Source organism: Kitasatospora setae KM-6054 (assembly GCF_000269985.1).
Taxonomy (GTDB): domain Bacteria; phylum Actinomycetota; class Actinomycetes; order Streptomycetales; family Streptomycetaceae; genus Kitasatospora; species Kitasatospora setae.
Genome location: NC_016109.1, coordinates 7241136 through 7261046 on the forward strand (window position 1 = coordinate 7241136; position 19911 = coordinate 7261046).

Genomic DNA, 19911 nt, shown 5'->3' on the forward strand with positions numbered 1-19911 from the left:
CACCGGGCGGTGGACCCCCTCCACCTCCGTGGGCAGCGGCACTGCCCGGAGAACGCCCGGCCCCGGCCCCGGCCGTCGGCGGCGGAGGTGACGGACGTGGCGGGACGCGTACGGGTGGGCAGGCCGCTGACGCCGGGCGCGGTCGCGGACCGCTACGACGCGGTGGTGGTCGGCTCCGGCGCCGGCGGGCTCACCACCGCCGTCTGCCTGGCCCGCCAGGGACGCCGGGTCGCCGTGTTCGAACAGCACTACACCGCGGGCGGCTACACCCACGCCTACCGGCGCCGCGACTGGGAGTGGGACGTCGGCATCCACTACGTCGGCCAACTCGCCCCCCGCGAACCGGTCCGGATGCTCTCCGACTACCTGACCGGCGGCACCCTGCGCTGGGCCCCCGTCGGAGATCCGTGCGACGAGTACCGGCTGGCCGGCGAAGTCCACCGGGGCCCGGTCGGCTTCGCCGCCCACCGGGCCGAACTGGCCGCCCGCTTCCCCGCCGAGCGGCCCGGCATCGACGCCCTGTTCGCCCTGGTCGCACGCTGCCGGGCGGTCCTCCCCGCGCTGGCGCTGGGCCGTCTCTCCGGCCCGGTCGCCCGCCGGCTGGCCCGCCTGCTGCGCGCGGCGGCCGTCCCGCCCGAGGCGATGCGCCCTGCCCGGGAAGTGGTGCGCCGGCTGATCGGCGACGAGCGCCTGCGGCAGGCCGTCCTCACCCGCAGCGCCCTGCTGCTCGCCGACTCCACCGCCAACCTGCCGTTCTTCCTGCTCGCCGTGATGTTCGAGCACTTCCGCACCGGGGCCTGGTACCCCGTGGGCGGCAGCGCCGCGATCGCCCGCGCCATGCTCGACCCGGTCCGCGCCGCCGGCGGCGAGGTCTTCGTCCGGGCCCCGGTCGCCCGGATCGAACTCGACGGGACCCGGGCCGCCGGCGTCCTCCTCGCGGACGGCACCCGGGTGCGCGCCCCCGTGGTGGTCAGCGCGGCGGGCGCGCACCACACCTACCGCACCCTGCTCCCCGGAGCCGGAACCGGTCGGCCGCACCCCGCCGTGGACCGGCTGGACGGCATGCGGCGCGGCTTCCCGTTCGTGGTGCTCTTCGTCGGACTCGACGGCGACCCCGCCGAGATCGGCCTCCCCCGGCACAACCTCATGGTCACCGACGGGGACTGCGACGCCTTCTTCGACGGCACCGGCGGACCCGTCAGCGGCTGCTTCCTCTCCTTCTCCTGCGCCAAGGACCCGACCTGGACCGAACGCAGCCCCGGCCGCTCGACCGGCGAGATCCTCGCCTACGTCCGCCCGGAGCTGTTCGCGCCCTTCCGCGGCTCGCGCCCGCGCCACCGCGACCCGGCCTACCTGGAGCTGAAGGCCGAGCTCACCGCCCACCTGCTCGGCGTCCTGCACCGCGAACTGCCCGGCACCCGCGGCCGGGTCGCCCACCACGAGCTCGGCACCCCGCTGACCGCCGAGCACTTCACCGGCTGGCCCGGCGGCAGCCTCTACGGGCTCGCCAAGGACGTCACGGCCTTCGGTGACGGCCGCCACCCCGGCCGGGCGGACTGGCTGCGCCCGCGCACCGCGGTCGACGGCCTCTACCTCTCCGGCCAGGACTGCCTGGCCGGAGGCTTCCTCGGTGCGGCCACCGGCGGGCTGCTCGCCGCGCACGAAGCGCTCGACCGCGGCGGCCGCGCCCGGCTGTGGGCGGGCCTGCTGCGGCACGGCATCCGCCCGCAGCGGGACGCCCCGCCCGCACCGGGCCCCTGACAGTGGCCCGGGCCGGGTGGCGGCAGGGCCCCGCCCGGGCGACGGATCAGTCGGAGCCGTCCTCGAACGGGCGGGCCAGGGACAGGCCGAAGCGCCCCTCGCCGTCGGTCCACCAGTCGGTCAGGCGCAGGCCGGCCGCGAACAGCTCGCGCTCGACCCGCTCGCGGCGGAACTTCGCGGAGACCTCGGTGTACAGCTCCTCGCCGGCCTCGAAGTGCACCGGCAGGCCGAGTTCGGCGACCTTCACGGTCTGCGCGCGGCGCGAGCGCAGCCGCATCTCGATCCACTCGTGCTCGGGGTCCCAGAGCGCCACGTGCTCGAACTGCTCCGGGTCGAAGTCGGCGTTCAGCTCCCGGTTCAGCACCGACAGCAGGTTGCGGTTGAACGCGGCCGTGACGCCGGCCGCGTCGTCGTACGCGGCGACCAGCACCGCGGACTCCTTGACCAGGTCCGTTCCGAGCAGCAGCCAGTCGCCGGGCAGGAGTTGGGCCCGCAGTCCGGTCAGGAAGCCGGCCCGCTCGGTGGGCAGCAGGTTGCCGAGGGTGCCGCCGAGGAACACCACCAGGCGCGGGCCGCCGCCCTCGGGCAGGCCCAGGCTCTTGGTGAAGTCGGAGAGCACGGCGGCGACTTCGAGCCCCGGGTAGTCGGCGGTCAGCGCCTGCGCGGCCGCTTCGAGGGCGCTCTCGCTGACGTCCACCGGCACGTACCGCTCCAGGGTGCCGGCGGCGCGCAGCGCGTCCAGCAGCAGGCGGGTCTTCTCCGAGGAGCCGGAGCCGAGTTCGACCAGGGTGCGGGCCCCGGTGGCGGCGGCGATGTCGGCGGCGCGGTCGGCCAGGATCTCGCGCTCGGCCCGGGTCGGGTAGTACTCCGGCAGCCGGGTGATCTCCTCGAACAGCTCGGAGCCGCGGGCGTCGTAGAACCACTTCGGGGGCAGCCGCTTGGGATGCGAGGTCAGCCCGGCCAGCACGTCCGCGCGCAGCGCGTGGTGCAGGTGGTCGGGCGGCAGCAGGCGGGTGAGCTGGTGTCCGGTCATCGGGGAGCGTCCTCTCGGGTGCGCGGGCCGACGGGGGCCGGCGTGGTCAGCGCGGTCTGGGTCGGCGGGGCAGGCGGCGTCGGCGCCAGCGGGGTCAGCGGGGTCAGTGAGCTGCCGGTCTCGTCGGCCACCAGCAGGGTGCGGTCGGGGACTTCGGACCAGCCCGGCCCGTCGTCGAAGGGCTCGGAGGCGACCAGGACGGAGCCGTCCGCGTCCCGGTGCTGGAACAGCGTGTCGCCCCAGGCCGTGGCCGCGACCGAAGTGCCGTCAGTGGCCAGCAGGTTGATCCGGGCGTCGGCCACCTCGGCCGCCAGCAGGCAGACTTCGGCGAGCGCCTCGCCGAGTTGCGCCCCGGCCCGCAGCCGGTTCAGCGCCAGCGCCCACAGCAGCGCCGAGTCGGTGCGCGCCTCCAGCTCCAACAGCTCGGCGGCGGGCAGCAGTTCGGCCAGCGGGGCGAACGCGCCCGGCCAGCCCGGCAGCGCGCCGTTGTGGCTGAACAGCCAGCGCCCGGCCGCGAACGGGGCGGCCGCCTGCGCCCCGGCCGCGCAGCCCGCGGTCGCCGAGCGGACGGCGCCGAGCACCGCGTGCGAGCTCACCACCCGGGCCAGGTCGGCCAGGTCGGTGTCGGCCCAGATCGGCCCCTCCCGCCGGTAGCGGGCCGGACGCTCGTCGCCGGCCGCGTACCAGCCGACCCCGTACCCGTCCGCGTTGACCGTGCCGTAGCGCTGCAGCCGGGGCGCCCAGGACTGCCGCAGCAGCCCGTGCGGCGGGTCGAGCAGCACCGAGCGGATCGGCACCGGCCGCCCCAGGTAGGCGAAGTGACGGCACATCAGCTACCACCCCCGGTCCGGGGTTCCGCGTCGCGCGCGGTCCGGAAGCCGGAGAAGATCTGCCGCCGGACCGGGTAGTCCCAGTTGCGGAAGGTGCCCCGGCAGGCGACCGGCGCGACCGCGAACGAGCCGCCGCGCAGCACCTTGTACTCCGGGCCGAAGAACACCTCCGAGTACTCCTTGTACGGCCAGGCCGAGAAGCCCGGGTAGCCGGTGAAGTCGCTGGACGTCCACTCCCACACGTCGCCGATCAACTGCCGTGCCCCGTAAGGAGATTCGCCCTCCGGGTAGGCGCCGACCGGAGCCGGGCGCAGGTGCCGCTGGCCGAGGTTGGCGTGCTCCGGGCCGGGCGGGGCGTCGCCCCACGGGAAGCGCCGGGAGCGGTCGGCGGCCGGGTCGTGCCGGGCCGCCTTCTCCCACTCGGCCTCGGTCGGCAGCCGCCGCCCCGCCCACCGGGCGTACGCGTCGGCCTCGTACCAGCTCACGTGCAGCACCGGCTCGTCCTCCGGCACCGGCTCCAGGTGCCCGAAGCGGCGGCGCAGCCACTGGGCGCCCTCGCGCCGCCAGAACAGCGGCGCGACCAGGCCCGCGGACATCCGGTGCGCCCAGCCCTCCGGCGTCCACCAGCGCGGGTCGTCGTAGCCGCCGTCGGCGATGAAGCGCTGGTAGGCGCCGTTGGAGACCGGCGCGCTGTCCAGCCAGTAGGCCGGCAGGTCGACCCGGTGGGCCGGGCGCTCGTTGTCCAGCGCCCACGGCTCGGTGTCGGTGCCCATGGTGAACGGCCCGGCCGGGACCAGCACTTCGGCCGGCAGCGGGCCGCCGGCCGCGGCGGGCGGCGGCGGCGCGTCCAGCACGGCCGGGCCGCTGCGCAGCTGGTGGGTGATCAGCATCGTCTCGTCGTGCTGCTGCTCGTGCTGGGCGACCATGCCGAACCCGAACCCGGCGTCCAGCAGCGGCGCGCCCTCCAGCGGGGACGCGGCCAGCAGGTCCAGCACCCGGCCGCGCACCTCGTGCGCGTAGGCGCGGGCCTCGGCGGGCGGCAGCAGCGGCAGCCGGGGCCGCTCGGAGCGCGGGTGCTCGAACGCGTCGTACAGCGGGTCGATCTCCGGGCGCATCGGGTCGCGGCCGCCGATGTTGCGCAGCAGCCACAGCTCCTCCTGGTTGCCGATGTGTGCCAGGTCCCAGACCAGCGGCGACATCAACGGCGAGTGCTGGGCGACCAGTTCGGCGTCGTCGACGGCCTCGGTGAGCTGCGCGGTGCGCTCCCGGGCGGCGATCAGCTCGGCGGCGATCAGCTCGCGCAGCAGCGCGGGGTCGGTCCGGTCGGCGTTCAGCACGGGGTCTCCTCCGGCGCGGCGGGCTGGACGGGGAAGGGCGGGAAGGGGGGAGCGGCGGCGGTCAGCACGGGGCGTCCTCCTGGAGGGCCGGGGCGCCGCCGCCGCGCAGCGCGGCCAGTTGGTCGTCGGCCGGGCAGCGGCCGCGCGCCGGGTAGCGCTCGGCGAACTCGACCAGGCCGGCCCGCAGCCCGCTGCCCCGGCGGGCCAGCGCCCGCTCGGCGGCCGCGAAGCAGAGCAGGGCGGCCCGGCGCAGGTCAGGGTCGGCCATCCCGAGCGCGGCGGCCCGCCGCCACAGGCCCGAGCGCGGGGCGCGGCTGCCCGCGTGGCCGAGCCGCTCCAGCGCCTCCCGGGCCTCGTCGGCGGCCCGCGGGTCGTCCAGCAGCGCGCTGACCAGCGCCAGCGGCACCCGCCAGCCCTCGCCGGGCTGGGCGTCGATCATCCGCAGTTCCAGGTGGCCGCGCGGGCGCACCGGCGGGAACAGCGTGGTGCGGTGGTAGTCCAGGTCGGCGACGGTGGGCGGCCGCTCGCCCGCGCCGCGCAGCCAGTCGCGGAAGGTCAGCCCGGCCGGCGCGTCCCAGGGCAGCCCGTCCGGGCGGCGCACGCACAGCAGCGCCGCGTCCAGCACGTAGTCCGTCCAGGCGGTGCGCGGGTCGGCGGTGGGCGGCGGGGCCAGCGTGCGGGAGGGGTCCATCCGGGACCAGACCAGCTGCCGGGTCGACTTCCAGCCGGTCGGACGCCCCTCCAGCAGCGGCGAGTTGGCGAACGCGCCGACCAGCACCGGCCCCAGGTCGTGGGTCAGCCGCCAGCGCCGCCCGTAGTCGTCCGCGCCGCCCGCGCCGCCCGCGTCCACGCAGACCTGGACGGAGGCGGTGCCCGTCATCATGATCCGGCCCCACGGGCCGCCGCGGTCGAAGTACCGCTCCATCGCCCGGTAGCGCGGGTGGGTGGCGAGCATCCGGCGCTCGCGGTCCAGCGGGTCGGTGCCGCTGCCGGTCAGCCGCAGGCCCTCGGCGGCCAGCGCCGCCCGCAGCAGCGCCTGGTCGGCGCTCAGTCCGGCCGCGCAGTCGGCCGGGTCGGCGGCGGGCGGGGAGCTGAGCTCGACCTGCCCACCGGGTTCACGCGTCAGTCTCGACCCGGACGGGAGCACCGGGCCGCCGGCCGGATCGGCCGGATCGATCGTGCCGGGAAGCGCCGCCAGCGCGGCCGCCACCCGGCCTGGGTCCACCGGTTCGCCCGGACATCGGACGTCGTGGACGAACCACTCCGTCTCCACCCCGACCAGCGCGGGCGGCCCGATCTTGAAGCAGATGGCGCCCAGCCGACGTTCGGCCGACGCCTCGGTCAACTCCGCCCGACCGGTCACGCTGTGTATCGGATCCTCGACCGGAGCGGCCGCTTGCGGACGTACGGATGTCACCGGGTTTCACCATCCCTCGGTACGCGACTTGAGCCCGGTTGTTCCTGCTCAGTCTGCTCCGGGGCAAACCTCGATGCCGACTCGAACGCCTATTCGCAGGTCAGGCGGGTGAGCGCGGTGCGCAGCCGGTCCAGCGGCAGGGCGAAATTCAGCCGGAGGCGCCCGGAACCGGCCACTCCGAAATCCGCCCCGTCCGCCAGCTCGACGTCACACCGGGTGATCACCTCCGCCCGGCTGCCGAGCCCCGACCCGTCCAGCCAGAGCAGGTACGACGCCTGCGGCCGGGCCAGCACCGCCCCGCCCAGCGCCGCCACCGCCAGCTCCCGGGCCCGCACCAGGTGCGCCAGCAGGCCGTCCAGCCACGGCCCGCCCTCCGCCAGCGCCGCCCGCTGCGCCACCGCCCCCAGCAGTCCGCCTTCCCACAGCCCGAAACCCGCCATCACCGCCGTCAGCCGCTCCCGCAGCCCCGGGTCCGGCACCAGCGCGAAGCAGCTCGGCAGCCCCGACACGTTGAACGTCTTGCCGACCGAGTTCAGCGTCACCACGTTCGCCGCCCCGCCGGTCACCGCCACCGCCACCGGATGCGCCGCCCCCGCGTCCGGGTGCCGCAGGTCGCCGTGCACCTCGTCCGAGACCAGCAGCCCCGCCCCGGCCGCCGCCGCCAGCGCCCGGACCTCCGCGGCCGACCAGATCCGGCCGCTCGGATTGTGCGGACTGCTCAGCAGCACCAGCCCCGGCCGGGCCGCCGCGACCTCCGCCAGCGGCAGCCGGTACGGGTCGGCCGGATCGCCGGTCTCCAGCAGCGGCAGCTCCCGGACGGCCACCCCCGCCGCCCCGCAGACCCGGGCGAACCCGCCCCACTCCGGCGTCACGAACACCGCCGGACCCGGCAGCGGCCGCGCCGCCTCCACCAGCAGCCGCACCGCCGTGCCCGGCGCGAACGGCAGCAGCATCACCCAGCCCGGGTCCACCTCCACCCCGTGCCGCCGCCGGTACCAGTCGGCCACCAGCGCCCGGTCCGCCGCCTCCGCCACCGGGTACCCGAACGCCGGGTGCCCCGCCCGCACCCGCAGCGCCGCCCCCACCGCCGGCGGCCCCGGCAGGTCCATGTCCGCCACCCCCATCGCGATCCGCCCCGCCCCGGCCCGCGCCCACTTCGCGCTGCCCGTCCCCGCCCGCGAGAACCGCTCGAACACCCCGTGCTCCCTCCGCCGCCGTCGCCGCCGTGCACCGCCCCCCACGGTAGGACGCGACGGGCCGCCCCGCCCGGCGGACGCGACGGCCCGCCGGCCCCGGCCGGCCCCGGTGCCCTCAACCGGCCGCTGCGGCACCCGCCTTGCGCACCCGCAGCACGTACGCGTCCAGCGGCAGCGGGTCGTGGCCGGTCAACTCCAGCCCCGCGTCCGCGAACAGGCGCGCGTAGTGCCCGGCGGTGCGCTCCCGGCCGCCCACGTTGCAGCGCATGTGCAGGTCCCAGGCGGTGGCCAGGGACGGGGTGCCGTCCTCCGGCAACAGGCGCTCCACCACCAGCAGTTCGGCGTGCGCGGGCATCACGGCCGCGAGGTGGCCGAGGATCTCCCGGCAGCGCTCGTCGTCCCAGTCGTGCAGCACCCGCGACAGCAGGTACACGTCGCCGCCCGCCGGCACGTCCGCGAACCCGCCCGCCCGGCACTCCACCCGCTCGCCGCAGCCCGCACCGTCCAGGAACACCCGTGCCGCCTCCGCCACGTGGGGCCGCTCCAGCAGGACACCGCGCAGCCCCGGGTGCGCGGCCAGCAGCCGGGACAGCAACTCGCCCGTCCCGCCCGCCAGATCGACCACCGTCCGCGGCGCCGCCGGCGTCGACCCGGCCGCCGCCGCCCGGACCGCCGGGTGCGCGGGCAGCGGGTCGAACATCCGGGCACTCGCCGCCATCGAACGGTCGAACAGCTCCGCCAACTCCGGATCGCGGGCGAAGTGGTCGAAGTGGTTCTCGCCGAACAGCCCGTCGAAGGCCACCCGCCCGGTCCGCACCGTCCCCGCCAACTCCCCGAACGAACGGTAGAACGGCCCCGCGTACAGGAGCGCCAGCGGCCGCAGCGAACCCGCCGCCCCCGCCCGCAGCAACTCCCCGGTCGGCGCCAGCCGGTAGCCCCCGCCGTCCGGCAGCACCGCGCCCAGCATCGCCAGGTAGCGCAGCAGCGAACGCAGCGCCTCCTCGTCCGCGCCCACCGCGGCCGCCAACTCCCCGACCCCGCACGGAACCCGCGGATCCATCGCGTCCGGCAGGCCCAACTCGGCGAACACCGCCAGCGCCTGGGTCGTCCACGCCCCCGTCAACTGCCGCAGCAGCACCTCGGCCGGCTCACCCGCCCGGTGCCGCGCCAGGTGCTCGGCCAGCAACTCGCGGTGGTCGCCCGGCGCGTACAGCTCGATCCGCGGATACCCCGCCTTCGAGTCGGCGGGCACCGTGAAGTACAGCACCGTGCCGTCCTCGTGCGGGTTGTAGCCGCCGCCGTCCGGCCGCGCGCCGTGCCGGTCCAGCAGCGCGCACAGCCCGCGCAGCACCAGCGGATCCGGCCGCACCACCTCGAAGCCCAGGTGCGCCTCGTGCTGCGCGACCCGCTCGCGCGCGGCGAGCCCGGCCAGCCCCGACCCCGGCGGGACGGTCAGCGCGAACACCTCCACCACCCGCGGCTCCCCGTCCGCGCCCGTCACCGCCGGCCGCAGGATGCCGACCGGCAGCCCCGCCGCGTCCCGCCCGTACCGCGCCGCCAGCCGCTCCCGCACCACCGTGCTCGGCCGCGGCGCCTCCCGTACCGCCAACCCCGCCCCCGCCAGCATCCCCGCCAGCGCCGCGCCGTCCGACGGGAAGACCAGCAGCGCGGTGTGCGCGAACCGGCAGCGGTCGGTCAGCGCCCGCAGCTCCACGCCGTCCAACCCCGGCAGCAGCGCCCGTAACAGGGCGGCGGTGTCGTGGCGGCGGGCGTGGTCGGCGGCGGCCCGCAGCAGCTCCGCGTCGGTCAGGCCGCCGGGTGCGGGTGCGGGTGCGGGGGCGGGGGCGGTTGCGGGCGCGGTGGTGGCGGTGGTGGTCATGGTGGGGCGTCCTCGGGGATGCGGGAACCGGGGGGAGGGGGCAGCAGGGGGTTATGCGTGGGCGAAACGTTTCTGGAGGGGAGAGCACGCGTCACGGGACGGTGCTGCGCCCGCATGGGGGAAGGGCGCAGCCCGACGGCGCGGAGGAGGCGGATGCGACGGGCACCGTTCCCCCGGAGAAACCTGACGGATGGTCAGGCGTGTTGATCTTAGCCACCGCCGGAGCGCGGATTCATCCGAATTCACCCGTTTGGCCGGGAATATCTGCCCGTCCCGCAGCACGGAGTTCGCCTTGCCGCGCTGCCGCCGGCGCCGCTGTCGGACGGGGTCGGACGGGGTCGGCCCGCGCGCCGGCGGTCGGGACGAAAACCCGGAGCGGCCCGGCCGCCCCGCCCGGCATACTGGCCCGACGATCAGCAGTACCCGAAGCAGTGGAAGCAGTGGAGGTGGCGGCACGGTGAAACTGGCCGAAGCGCTCGCGGAGCGGGCCGCGGCGACGCGGCAGGTCGAGCAGCTGCGGGCGCGCGTCGTCGGCAGCGCCCGCCACCAGGAGGGCGAGGAGCCCGCCGAGAACGCCGCCGAGGTCCTGGCCGAGGCCGACCGGACCTTGGACCAGCTGGAACTGCTGATCCGCCGGATCAACCTGACCAACTCCACCGCGCGGGTCGACGGCGGCGGCACCCTCACCGACGCCCTCGCCCGCCGCGACGTCCTGCGGCTGCGCCACTCGGTGCTCACCTCGGCCGCCGACGCCGCCTCCGGCCGGGGCCAGGGCGGAGCCGTCCGGCAGCTGAGGTCCGAGCTCCGCATCCTCTCCGCCCTGCCGGTCGCCGAACTGCGCGCCCGGGCCGACCAGCTGGCCAAGGAGATCCGCGAGGTGGACACCCTGATCCAGCGCACCAACTGGGAGATCGACCTGATCGAGGACTGACCTCCCCCACCAGCCGGGTGTGGGACAGCAGGTAGTCGCCACGGAGGCGTGCACAGACCGCGGCCGGCGGTTCATCCGGCCACTGGCGCGTGAAGGGCAACGCCGGGGTTCGATTCCCCACTCACCGTGCAGCCCAGCACCGCGCACAAGTGACGGTGCACACCGCACACCTCACCACCATGTGCAGATCCGGACGACGAGGGCGGGAACGGGGCGCCCCACACCCGACGCGAGGGCCGTGCCACCACCGGCACGGCCCTCGCGCACGTCCGCCCCGCTCCCGACACGTACCCCGCCGCCCGGGCCTTCCCCGGTCCCCGTACCCTCCCCGGGCCGGTCGCGGCCGCTCTGCGACCATGGCCGGATCCCGTCCGTCCGCCCGCGAGGTGATCCCGTGAGGAAGGTGGCACTGCGCCCGTACGCGCTGCTGCCCGCGCAGTACGACCACCGGAGGCTGCTGGCCACCACCGTGGACGCCTGGGGGCGGGCGCTCTGGCTGATCGGCCCCGAGGCGGCACCCGACCCGGGCCGGTACGAGCGGTTCGCCGCCCGACCCCGGCGGCACCCGTACGACGCCCTGCTGGTCAGCGTCGACGGCGCGGGCGGCGCGGTCCGCGAGCAGCACCTGTACGGGCTCGGCCTGCGGGTCTCCCGACTGGAGGCGCTGCCCGGCGGCCGCCTCCTGCTGCTCGGCCCCGGCGCGCCGGGGCAGCCGGACGCACAGGTCCACGGCCGGGGCGGGCGGCGGCGGCACGGGTTCGAGCCGGGCCGCTGCGTCGAGTTCGCGATGGCCGACCGGCGCCACCACCTGTGGTTCGCCTACGGCGACGAGGGCGTCTACGGCGACCCGCTCAGCAGCGACGGCCTGGTGCTCCGGGACGGCGGCGGCAACCACCGGTGGGGCTACTCGCCCCCGCCCGGCGTCCAGCACATCGACACGGTCTACGCCCTCAACGTCGAGGACGGCACCGCCTGGGCCTGCTCCTACCCGGCCTTCCCACTGCTGGAGGCCCGCACCGACGGCCGGACCACGCTGCGCAGGTCACCGGTCCGGGCGCCGCGCGGCCTCGCGGTGCACGGCGACGAGGCCGTCCTGCTCGGCGGCGGCAGTCGGGGCGCCGCCGCGCGCGCCGACCGGCTGCACCGGCTGCGGCTGACGGCGGACGAGGCCGTGCCGGTCGAGGAGGCCCGGCTGACCTTCCCCAACGGCGCGCCCCTGACGCGCTACGCCAAGCCGGTCGGCCGGGGCGGGCGGCTCTACCTGCACGGCCCGACGGCCCGGCAGTGGTTCGTCCTGGAGGTGTGAACCGGCCCGCGCCGTTCGTGCCGTCCGGCCCGGGCGCCTCCGCCGTCCGGGGCCGGTCAGGAGGCCAGCCAGGCGGTGTACCAGGCGCCGAAGTCCGGCCCGGGGGTGAGGCCGCCCCAGACGCGGTCGTCGGTCCAGACCTGCCCGGCGCCGCTGCCGGTGACCACCAGGCGGCTGAAGGCGCCGCAGCCCTGCTCGCCGATCACCAGCGACCCCGTGACGGAGTAGTCGGCGTCGCCGCCCAGGCCCGGCCCCGGCCGGGCGGTGGTGTGCGGGAACGGGGCGGCCAGGAAGCCGTCGCGCAGGCACTCGGCCCGCAGGTCGTACAGGGCCTCCTCCTCGTCGACCTGCTCCGCCGGGCCCAGCAGCCCGTGGTCCGGCCCCGCTCCGCCGCCGGCGACCGCGCCCAGGAAGTCCCGGTAGGCGGCGGGCAGGACGATGCCGTGCGCCCGTTCGAAGCGGCGGATCGCCTCCTCCGGCAGCGGCGGGTGCAGCCGGTAGCCGTGGCCGGCGGCGCCGAACCGGCGGTGCCCGGGGTCCGCCAGGGCCAGTGCGGCGACGCGCGAACGGACGGCGGGGCCGTCCCAGCGCTGGTACCGGGCGGGAGTGTCGGTGTTCATGCCCGAACCGTACCGGCCGGCTCCGGGCCCGGTTCCGGGCGTCGGCTCCGGGCGCCGGTTCCGGGCCCGGGCGCTCACGCGGTGAGGCGGCGTTCGAGCGGGGTGCGGAAGCGGGGGGTGACCCGGGTGTCGGCGAGGACGGCGCGCAGGGCGGCGGCCCGGGCGGTGACGGCGTCGCGGGCCGCCCGGCCGGGGTCGGTGAACAGCTCGAAGGCCAGCTCGCCGTCCGGGAGTTGGGCCCAGCCACCGATCACGCGGCCGTTCCACCAGACGGTCGGGCCGAGGTTGCCGGAGCGGTCGGTGAGCTCGGGGCGGTGCTCGGGGGCGAGGTACCAGTCGCGGTGCTTCCAGCCCATCGTGCTGGGGTCGAGGGCCGGGAGCAGGGCCGCCCAGGGTGCCGGTGCGGTCGCCGGTTCGAGGTCGTCCGGGAGGACGAAACCGGCTGCGCCGCCGTCGAGTTCGACCTCGACGGCGGCCAGCGCGGCCAGCGCGGCGCGCACCTCGCGGACGCCCCAGCCGGTCCACCAGGCCAGGTCGTCCTCGGTGGCGGGCCCGTAGGAGGCCAGCCAGTGCCGCGCCAACTCGGCCTGGGCGGCCGCCCGTTCGGCGGCGGAAGGGGCGGCCGGGACGGGCGGCCCCGGCGCCCAGCGGTGTCGGCTGCTGGTCCAGCCGCCGAGCGGGCGGCGGCGCACCAGCGCGCCCTCCATGCCGAGCAGCCGCAGCAGCCGCATGCCCACCGGCTGGGTGACGCCGTTGCCGTAGTCGAGGGTCTCGCGCAACTGCGGTACCAGCTCCCCGAGTTGGCTTCCAGTCAGGCCGTCGGAAGAGCCGGAAGAGCCGGGGGAGCCAGGGGAGCCGGCGAGCGCGGCGTCCAGCGCGGCGATGACGTCGGCCTGGGCGCGGGCGGTCCAGGCGGCGTCCCGGCCGGTGGCGGCGAAGTCCCGGAGCAGGCGGGTGCGTTCGGCGGCGACGGTCTTCGCGGTGGTCGAGGCGTACAGCGCCGGGGCGAGGCCGGCCGGGACGGTGAACAGGGTCTTGCGCATGCCGTGCCGGCGCAGCACGGTGCCGTCGGCGTACAGGGCGCGCTCGGTGTCGGCGATGCCGGGGGCGGTGAGCCGGGCCGCGACGGCGAGGAAGACCGTGGCGGGGTCGGTGGCGTGCACGGCGACCAGGGCGTCCACCACCTGCTCCGCCCGGTCGGCACCGCCGCCGGGGGCGAGCAGGTGCCGGTGGGCGAGCCGGGCGCGGCGCTGGTCGTCGTCGAAGGCGGGGCGGGCGGACACGCGGTTCCTCCAAGGGGTCGGGGCCGGGCCAGCCTGCCACGCGGCCCGCCCCGGCGGGCCCGTTCCGGGTTCCGGACGCCTCGTGGCGCGGCGGTCCGTGAAAGTTTCGCGGAACGGCGGCCGCCGGTCCGGGGCGATGGCCGGGGTGCGCGGCTGGGCGGCCGGGCGGATGGCGGACGAGGCCCGGGGTCTGCGGAGGCTGCTCCAACTCACCTGTCTAGAAGGTCGGTTGATGTGACGTCGGATCGACGGGACGAGGCGGCCGGGCGCTGCCGGTACCAGCGCCCAGCCGGTCGGCGGCCGGTCGGTGGTGGGCCGGTGGCGGCCTACCGCGCGCACCCGCGAGGCGCGCGCGGGGCGCCCGCGATGCGCCCGCAGTGGCCCCGGACCGGGCGGCCGCCCGTCTACGGGCGGCGTCCATCCGAGTCTGCGGGAGCGCTCCCACGGTTTCTGTCGAACTCCTTGACGGGAGTTCGAGGTCATGGCTTCATATCGGTTGTCCCCGAGCTGAGTTGAACTCAGAGCGGGCCAAGTATGGGAGCGCTCCCATTGCCAGGAGCGCCTCCATCGAGTCCGTCCCCCACCCGAAAGGACTCCCTTACCGTGTCGTCGAACCTGACGCGCCGTCTCCGGACGGCGGCTGCGGCCGTGGTGCTCAGCGCCGCCACGATCGCCCCCCTTGCGATGTCGACCACCGCCGCCCACGCGGCGACCCGCGTGGACAACCCCTTCGTCGGCGCCGGGGTCTACGTGAACCCCGAGTGGTCCGCCAACGCCGCCGCCGAGCCGGGCGGTTCGGCGGTCTCCAACCAGCCGACCTTCGTCTGGCTGGACCGCATCGCCGCCATCAACGGCGTCAACGGCGGCATGGGCCTGCGCGCCCACCTGAACGCCGCGGTGCAGCAGGCCGCCGGCAAGCCGTACGTGTTCCAGGTCGTCATCTACGACCTGCCGGGCCGCGACTGCGCCGCCCTCTCCTCGAACGGCGAGCTCGGCCCCACCGACCTGCCGCGCTACAAGAGCGAGTTCATCGACCCGATCGCCGCGATCCTGGCCGACCCGGCCTACGCGAGCCTGCGGATCGTCACCACGATCGAGCTCGACTCGCTGCCGAACCTGGTCACCAACGCGGGCGGCACCGCCACCTCCACTCCCGCGTGCGACACCATGAAGGCCAACGGCAACTACATCAACGGCGTCGGTTACGCGCTCGCCAAGCTCGGCGCGATCTCCAACGTCTACAACTACGTGGACGCCGGCCACCACGGCTGGCTCGGCTGGGACTCCAACCTCCAGCCGGCCATCGACACCATCAAGCAGGCCGCGCAGGCGTCCGGTTCGACGCTCGCCAACGTCCAGGGCTTCGTCGTCAACACCGCCAACTACGGCGCGCTGCACGAGCCCAACTTCACCGTCGGTGACTCGGTGAACGGCACCACGGTCCGCCAGTCCAAGTGGGTCGACTGGAACCAGTACGTCGACGAGGCGTCCTTCGCCAAGGGCTGGCGCGCCAAGGCGATCGCCTCCGGCTTCAACTCGAACATCGGCATGCTGATCGACACCTCCCGCAACGGCTGGGGCGGCGCCGCCCGCCCGGCCGGCCCGGGCCCGAAGACCACCGTCGACGCGTACGTCGACGGCGGCCGGATCGACCGCCGCTTCCAGACCGGCAACTGGTGCAACCAGTCCGGCGCGGGTCTCGGCGAGCGTCCGAAGGCGGCCCCCGAAGACGGCATCGCCGCGTACGTGTGGGTGAAGCCCCCGGGTGAGTCGGACGGCGCGAGCCAGTACATCCCGAACGACGAGGGCAAGGGCCAGGACGGGATGTGCGACCCGGCCTACACCGGCAACGCGCGCAACAACAACAACATGTCCGGCGCCCTGCCGAACTCCCCGCTCGCGGGTCACTGGTTCTCGGCCCAGTTCCAGCAGCTGATGCAGAACGCCTACCCGGCGCTCGGCACCGGCACCGCGGACACCACCGCCCCGACCGCCCCGACCGGCCTCGCGGGCACCGCCACCGCCAGCAGCGTCGCGCTGACCTGGACCGCCTCCACCGACAACGTCGGCGTCTCCGGCTACGACGTGTACCGCGGCGGCACCCTGATCGGGTCCACCAACAACACCTCGTTCACCGACACCGGCCTGACCGCCTCCACCGCGTACTCGTACACCGTGAAGGCCAAGGACGCGGCCGGCAACGTCTCGGCGGCCTCCGCGGCGCTCAGCGTCACCACCAGCGGCGGCACCACCGGTGACACCACCCCGCCGAGCACCCCGGGCAACCTGGCGGCGACCACCACCGCCAGCAGCGCCTCGCTGACCTGGTCGGCCTCCACCGACAACGTCGGCGTGACCGGCTACAACGTGTACCGCGGCGGCACCCTGGTGGCCACCGTCACCGGCACCTCGTACACCGACACCGGCCTGACCGCCTCCACCGCGTACGCCTACACCGTCAAGGCCAAGGACGCGGCCGGCAACCTCTCCGCCGCCGCCGCCGTCACCGCCACCACCCAGGCCGGCACCGGCACCGGCGGCGCCGGCTGCACCGCCACCTACAAGGTCAGCAGCGACTGGGGCGCGGGCTTCAACGCCGACGTCACCGTGACTGCGGGCAACACCGCGATCAAGTCCTGGAAGGTCACCTGGAGCTTCGCGGGCAACCAGCAGGTCACCAACCTGTGGAACGGCACCGTCAGCCAGTCCGGCCAGTCCGTGACGGTCAACAACGCCGGCTACAACGGCGCCGTCGCCGCCAACGGCACCACCAGCTTCGGCTTCGGCGGCAGCTACTCCGGCAGCAACGCCGTCCCGACCCTGACCTGCACCGCCACCAGCTGACCCGGAACCGAGTCGGCACGGCCGCGGGAAACCGGCCGCGGCCCCGGCCCGACTGACGCGGGCCGGATCCGCACCGCGCAACACCCCCGGAGGCACCGCCCCCCTGCAGAGTCCGCAGGGGGGCGGTCGCCCTTTTCCGGCGGGAGGGCCCAACCGCCCGGCCGGGACCCGCCACGCCGCCGTTCGGACGCCGTGGCTTGCAAGGGGGATCGGAAGTGTAGGAAGATCTTTGTGTACTATTGCCATTTTCGAATGCCACGTCGGAGGGAGTGCCGTCATGGCGAGTCCGAACTGGGTGCCCGCAGGGACCGACCTCGACAAGCCGAACGCCGCCCGGGTCTACGACTACTACCTCGGCGGATCGCACAACTTCGAGGTCGACCGCCAGATGGCGCGCAAGGCGATCGAGCTCTGGCCCGACCTCCCGATGATCATGCGCGCCAACCGGGCCTTCCTGCGCCGCGCCACCCAGTTCGCCGCCGGGGAGGGCATCGCCCGCTACCTGGACATCGGCTCCGGCATCCCCACCTTCGGCGCCGTCCACGAAGTGGCCCGCGAGTACCAGGGCGACGCGCGCGTCGTCTACGTCGACCTGGACCCCGTCGCGGTCGCGCACAGCCGCCTGATCCTCGCCGACGACCCGCTCAGCCAGGTCGTCGACGCGGACCTGCGCAACATCGACGACCTGCTCGCCCGCCCCGAGGTCGAGGCGCTGCTCGCCCCCGGCGAACCCGTCGCCGTCATCCTCAACGCCGTCCTGCACTTCGTCACCGACGCCGACGAACCCGCCAAGATCCTCGCCAAGCTCCGCGAGGCCCTGCCCAGCGGCAGCATGCTGATCCTCTCGCACGCCTCCCTGGAGGGCCGCCCCGACCAGGCCGGCTCCCACCAGAGCCTCTACCGCGCCACCCCGACCCCGCTCACCATGCGCGGCCGCGAGCAGATCACCGCCTTCTTCGACGGCTACGAGCTGGTCGAGCCCGGCGTCGTCTACCTGCCGCAGTGGCGCCCCGACGACGCCGAATCGGTCGGCCCGAACCCCGAGCGGATGACCGGCATGGCCGGAGTCGGGCGCCTGTCGTGACCGGGTCAGCCGGCCCGGTCGGACCGCCCGACGGGAGCGGCACGGGCGTGGACGCCACCGCGCTGCCGAGCGTGACGGGCGCGGGCGTGGCGGACGCGGGCACGACGGACGCGGACACCGCCGCCGCCGGCTTCCGGGCCGCGTGGTCCGCGATGCTGCGCACCGGGCACGGCGCCGCGGTCCGCCCCGGGGTGCTGAACCCGCTGATCGCCCGCACCGCCGAACTGCTGCGCCGGGCCGCTGCCGAGCACCCGTTCCGCCCCGAGCTGGCCGGACAGGTCGGCGCGCTGCTCATCGACAACCAGTTCACCGACCCCCAACTGCTGGCCGACGCCGTGCAGTTGATCCAGCGTCAGGCGGTCCCCGACGACCGCGGCCCGGCCCTCAGCGGCGCCTTCGCGGCCGGCTGGGCGGCCGCCCTGCGCGAGCGCACGCTGCGCGAGCAGGAGGCGATCCGGCTCGCCGCCGACACCGCCCGGCAGGAGGTCGAGAAGGCGCTGCGGGTCTCCGAGGCCCGGTTCCGCGCCCTGTTCGAGTCCGCGGCGATCGGCATCGGCCTCGGCGACACCGACGGCAACATCCTGGCCGTCAACCGGGCCCTCGGCGACATCTTCGGCGGCGGCCCCGAGGACATGACCGGCGTGCGCGTCGACGACCTGGTCCACCCCGAGGACACCCCCGGCGTCTGGGAGGCGTACGAGGAGCTGATCAGCGGCAAGCGCGAGTACTTCCAGTTCGACAAGCCGTACTACCGGCGCGACGGCGAGGTGGTCTGGACCCACCTGACCGTCTCGCTGATCCGCGACGACGACGGCGCCCCGCTCTACCAGGTCGCCATGCTGGAGGACGTCACCGAGCGCTACCGCCTCCAGGAGCGGCTGCGCCACCAGGCCACCCACGACCCGCTGACCGGCCTGCCCAACCGGGCCGCGTTCTTCGAGCGGCTGGAGAAGATCTTCGAGGAGCCGGAGCCGGACACCCGCTTCGGCCTGTGCTACGTCGACCTGGACGGCTTCAAGGTCGTCAACGACAGCCTCGGCCACGACATGGGCGACCAGCTGCTGACCATCGTCGCCCGCCGGCTGGAGAACGCGCTCAGCCCGCTCGGCCACATGGTGGCCCGGCTCGGCGGCGACGAGTTCGTGGTGCTGCTGGAGAACTGCCGCGGCGAGCAGGAGGCGGTGGCCGCCGCCAAGACCGTCCTCGCCGCGCTCACCAAGCCCGTGGTGATCGGCGACCACCGGCTCGCCGTCGGCGCCAGCGTCGGCGTGCTGGAGCGGCGGATCGCCAGCACCACGCCCGGCGCCGCCGTCCGGGCCGCCGACCTCACGCTGTACCGCGCCAAGGAGGCCGGGCGCGGCCGCTGGACGCTGTTCGACCCGAAGGAGAACGCGCGCGCCGTCAGCCGGTACGCCGTCTCGGTGCGGATGCCCGCCGCGCTCGACCGCGGCGAGTTCTTCATCGACTACCAGCCGATGGTCGACCTCTCCTCCGGCACGATGACCGGCGTCGAGGCGCTGGTGCGCTGGCGGCACCCGCAGCTCGGGGTGCTCGGCCCGGAGGAGTTCGTCGGCGTCGCCGAGGAGACCGGGCTGATCATGCCGCTCGGCCGCTGGGTGCTGGAGCAGGCCTGCGAGCAGGCCGCCGACTGGGTCGCCCGGTTCGGCGAGCGGGCGCCCCGGCTGAGCGTCAACCTGGCCGTCCGGCAGGCCCGCAGCGCCGGCCTGGTCGGTGACGTCGAACGCACCCTGCGCAGCACCGGCCTCGACCCGTCCATGCTGCAACTGGAGATCACCGAGTCGACCGTGGTCGGCCCCGAGGACGAGTCGCTCAAGGCCCTGCACGCCCTGGTCGACCTCGGCGTCTCGCTGGCCGTCGACGACTTCGGCACCGGCTGGTCCAACCTGGCCTACCTGCGCGACCTGCCCGTCTCCAACCTCAAGATCGCCGGCTCCTTCGTCGGCGACCTGCACGACCCCGCCAAGGACACCCACCTCGGCTGGCGGATCGTCAGCGGCCTGGTCTCGCTCGCCCACACCCTGGGCCTGACCGTCACCGCCGAGGGCGTGGAGAGCCGCGCCGACGCCGAACGCCTCCGCCTGATGGGCTGCGACCTCGCCCAGGGCTGGCACTTCGGCCGTCCCGTCCGCCCCGCCGAGATCGCCCGCCGGATCGTCGAGACCGACCCGGAGGCCGCGTCCGAACCCGGCTTCGACGACGAGAGCTGAAACCTTTCTCCACCACGGAACGGGACGAAACGGGCGCCCGTCGCCGCCGCTCGCTGGCCGCCGCCGCTCGCCGGGACGGCCCGCGGCGGGCGGCATCCGCCTACGGCAGGACGGCCCAGCGCTGGGTCTTGTCGGCGCCGAGGACGCGCCCGGTCGCCTGGC

Annotated in this window: 14 protein-coding genes; 6 read left to right on the forward strand and 8 right to left on the reverse strand. The window is 75.6% G+C overall.

Going from position 1 to position 19911, the window contains the following annotated elements:
• Positions 1-96 precede the first annotated feature (96 nt).
• Positions 97-1761, forward strand: coding sequence for a phytoene desaturase family protein (locus KSE_RS31890; protein WP_158413063.1), 1665 nt, complete (start codon positions 97-99; stop codon positions 1759-1761).
• 46 nt (positions 1762-1807) lie between these two features.
• Here KSE_RS31890 and egtD read toward each other — a convergent pair whose 3' ends face one another.
• From egtD to KSE_RS46010, 6 genes are all read right to left on the reverse strand, one after another.
• The gene (egtD, locus tag KSE_RS31895; protein ID WP_014139509.1) at positions 1808-2794 is read right to left on the reverse strand and encodes an L-histidine N(alpha)-methyltransferase; all 987 of its coding nucleotides are present in this window, start codon (positions 2792-2794) and stop codon (positions 1808-1810) included.
• Positions 2791-3624, reverse strand: coding sequence for an ergothioneine biosynthesis protein EgtC (egtC, locus tag KSE_RS31900; RefSeq protein ID WP_014139510.1), 834 nt, complete (start codon positions 3622-3624; stop codon positions 2791-2793). The genes egtD and egtC overlap by 4 nt, the downstream gene beginning before the upstream one ends.
• Entirely contained in the window at positions 3624-4961 is a 1338-nt protein-coding gene (gene egtB, locus KSE_RS31905; protein WP_014139511.1) for an ergothioneine biosynthesis protein EgtB, read from the reverse strand. Before egtB ends, egtC begins: the two co-directional genes overlap by 1 nt.
• Positions 4962-5022: 61 nt before the next feature.
• Positions 5023-6324, reverse strand: a complete 1302-nt coding sequence (gene egtA / locus KSE_RS31910; protein WP_051055467.1) for an ergothioneine biosynthesis glutamate--cysteine ligase EgtA — start codon at positions 6322-6324, stop codon at positions 5023-5025.
• Positions 6325-6467: 143 nt separating this feature from the next.
• Positions 6468-7574: an aminotransferase class I/II-fold pyridoxal phosphate-dependent enzyme gene (locus KSE_RS31915; protein WP_014139513.1), complete on the reverse strand. Its 1107-nt coding sequence runs from the start codon at positions 7572-7574 to the stop codon at positions 6468-6470.
• A gap of 115 nt (positions 7575-7689) precedes the next feature.
• A complete protein-coding gene (locus KSE_RS46010) occupies positions 7690-9453 on the reverse strand; it encodes a methyltransferase (protein WP_014139514.1) in 1764 nt (587 codons plus the stop codon).
• A gap of 457 nt (positions 9454-9910) precedes the next feature.
• Here KSE_RS46010 and KSE_RS31925 point away from each other — a divergent pair, with 457 nt between their 5' ends.
• Both KSE_RS31925 and KSE_RS31930 read left to right on the forward strand, forming a co-directional pair.
• The gene (locus tag KSE_RS31925) at positions 9911-10384 is read left to right on the forward strand and encodes a DIP1984 family protein (RefSeq protein ID WP_014139515.1); all 474 of its coding nucleotides are present in this window, start codon (positions 9911-9913) and stop codon (positions 10382-10384) included.
• Positions 10385-10778: 394 nt separating this feature from the next.
• Positions 10779-11690 (forward strand): hypothetical protein, encoded by a 912-nt coding sequence (locus KSE_RS31930; RefSeq protein ID WP_231873250.1) that lies wholly within the window; start codon positions 10779-10781, stop codon positions 11688-11690.
• Positions 11691-11746: 56 nt separating this feature from the next.
• Here the strand turns inward: KSE_RS31930 and KSE_RS31935 are convergent, their stop codons facing one another.
• Together KSE_RS31935 and KSE_RS31940 are read right to left on the reverse strand one after the other, a co-directional pair.
• The gene (locus KSE_RS31935; RefSeq protein WP_014139517.1) at positions 11747-12310 is read right to left on the reverse strand and encodes an SMI1/KNR4 family protein; all 564 of its coding nucleotides are present in this window, start codon (positions 12308-12310) and stop codon (positions 11747-11749) included.
• A 74-nt stretch (positions 12311-12384) separates the two neighbouring features.
• Positions 12385-13593, reverse strand: a complete 1209-nt coding sequence (locus tag KSE_RS31940) for a DNA glycosylase AlkZ-like family protein (protein WP_014139518.1) — start codon at positions 13591-13593, stop codon at positions 12385-12387.
• 684 nt (positions 13594-14277) lie between these two features.
• Between KSE_RS31940 and KSE_RS31945 the strand changes: the two genes are divergently transcribed.
• The 3 genes from KSE_RS31945 to KSE_RS31955 all read left to right on the forward strand — a co-directional run bounded on the left by KSE_RS31945 (position 14278) and on the right by KSE_RS31955 (position 19749).
• Positions 14278-16437, forward strand: a complete 2160-nt coding sequence (locus KSE_RS31945; protein ID WP_231873251.1) for a glycoside hydrolase family 6 protein — start codon at positions 14278-14280, stop codon at positions 16435-16437.
• Positions 16438-16714: 277 nt separating this feature from the next.
• Positions 16715-17521, forward strand: coding sequence for an SAM-dependent methyltransferase (locus KSE_RS31950; protein ID WP_014139520.1), 807 nt, complete (start codon positions 16715-16717; stop codon positions 17519-17521).
• A 47-nt stretch (positions 17522-17568) separates the two neighbouring features.
• Positions 17569-19749, forward strand: coding sequence for a putative bifunctional diguanylate cyclase/phosphodiesterase (locus tag KSE_RS31955; protein WP_014139521.1), 2181 nt, complete (start codon positions 17569-17571; stop codon positions 19747-19749).
• Positions 19750-19911 lie beyond the last annotated feature (162 nt).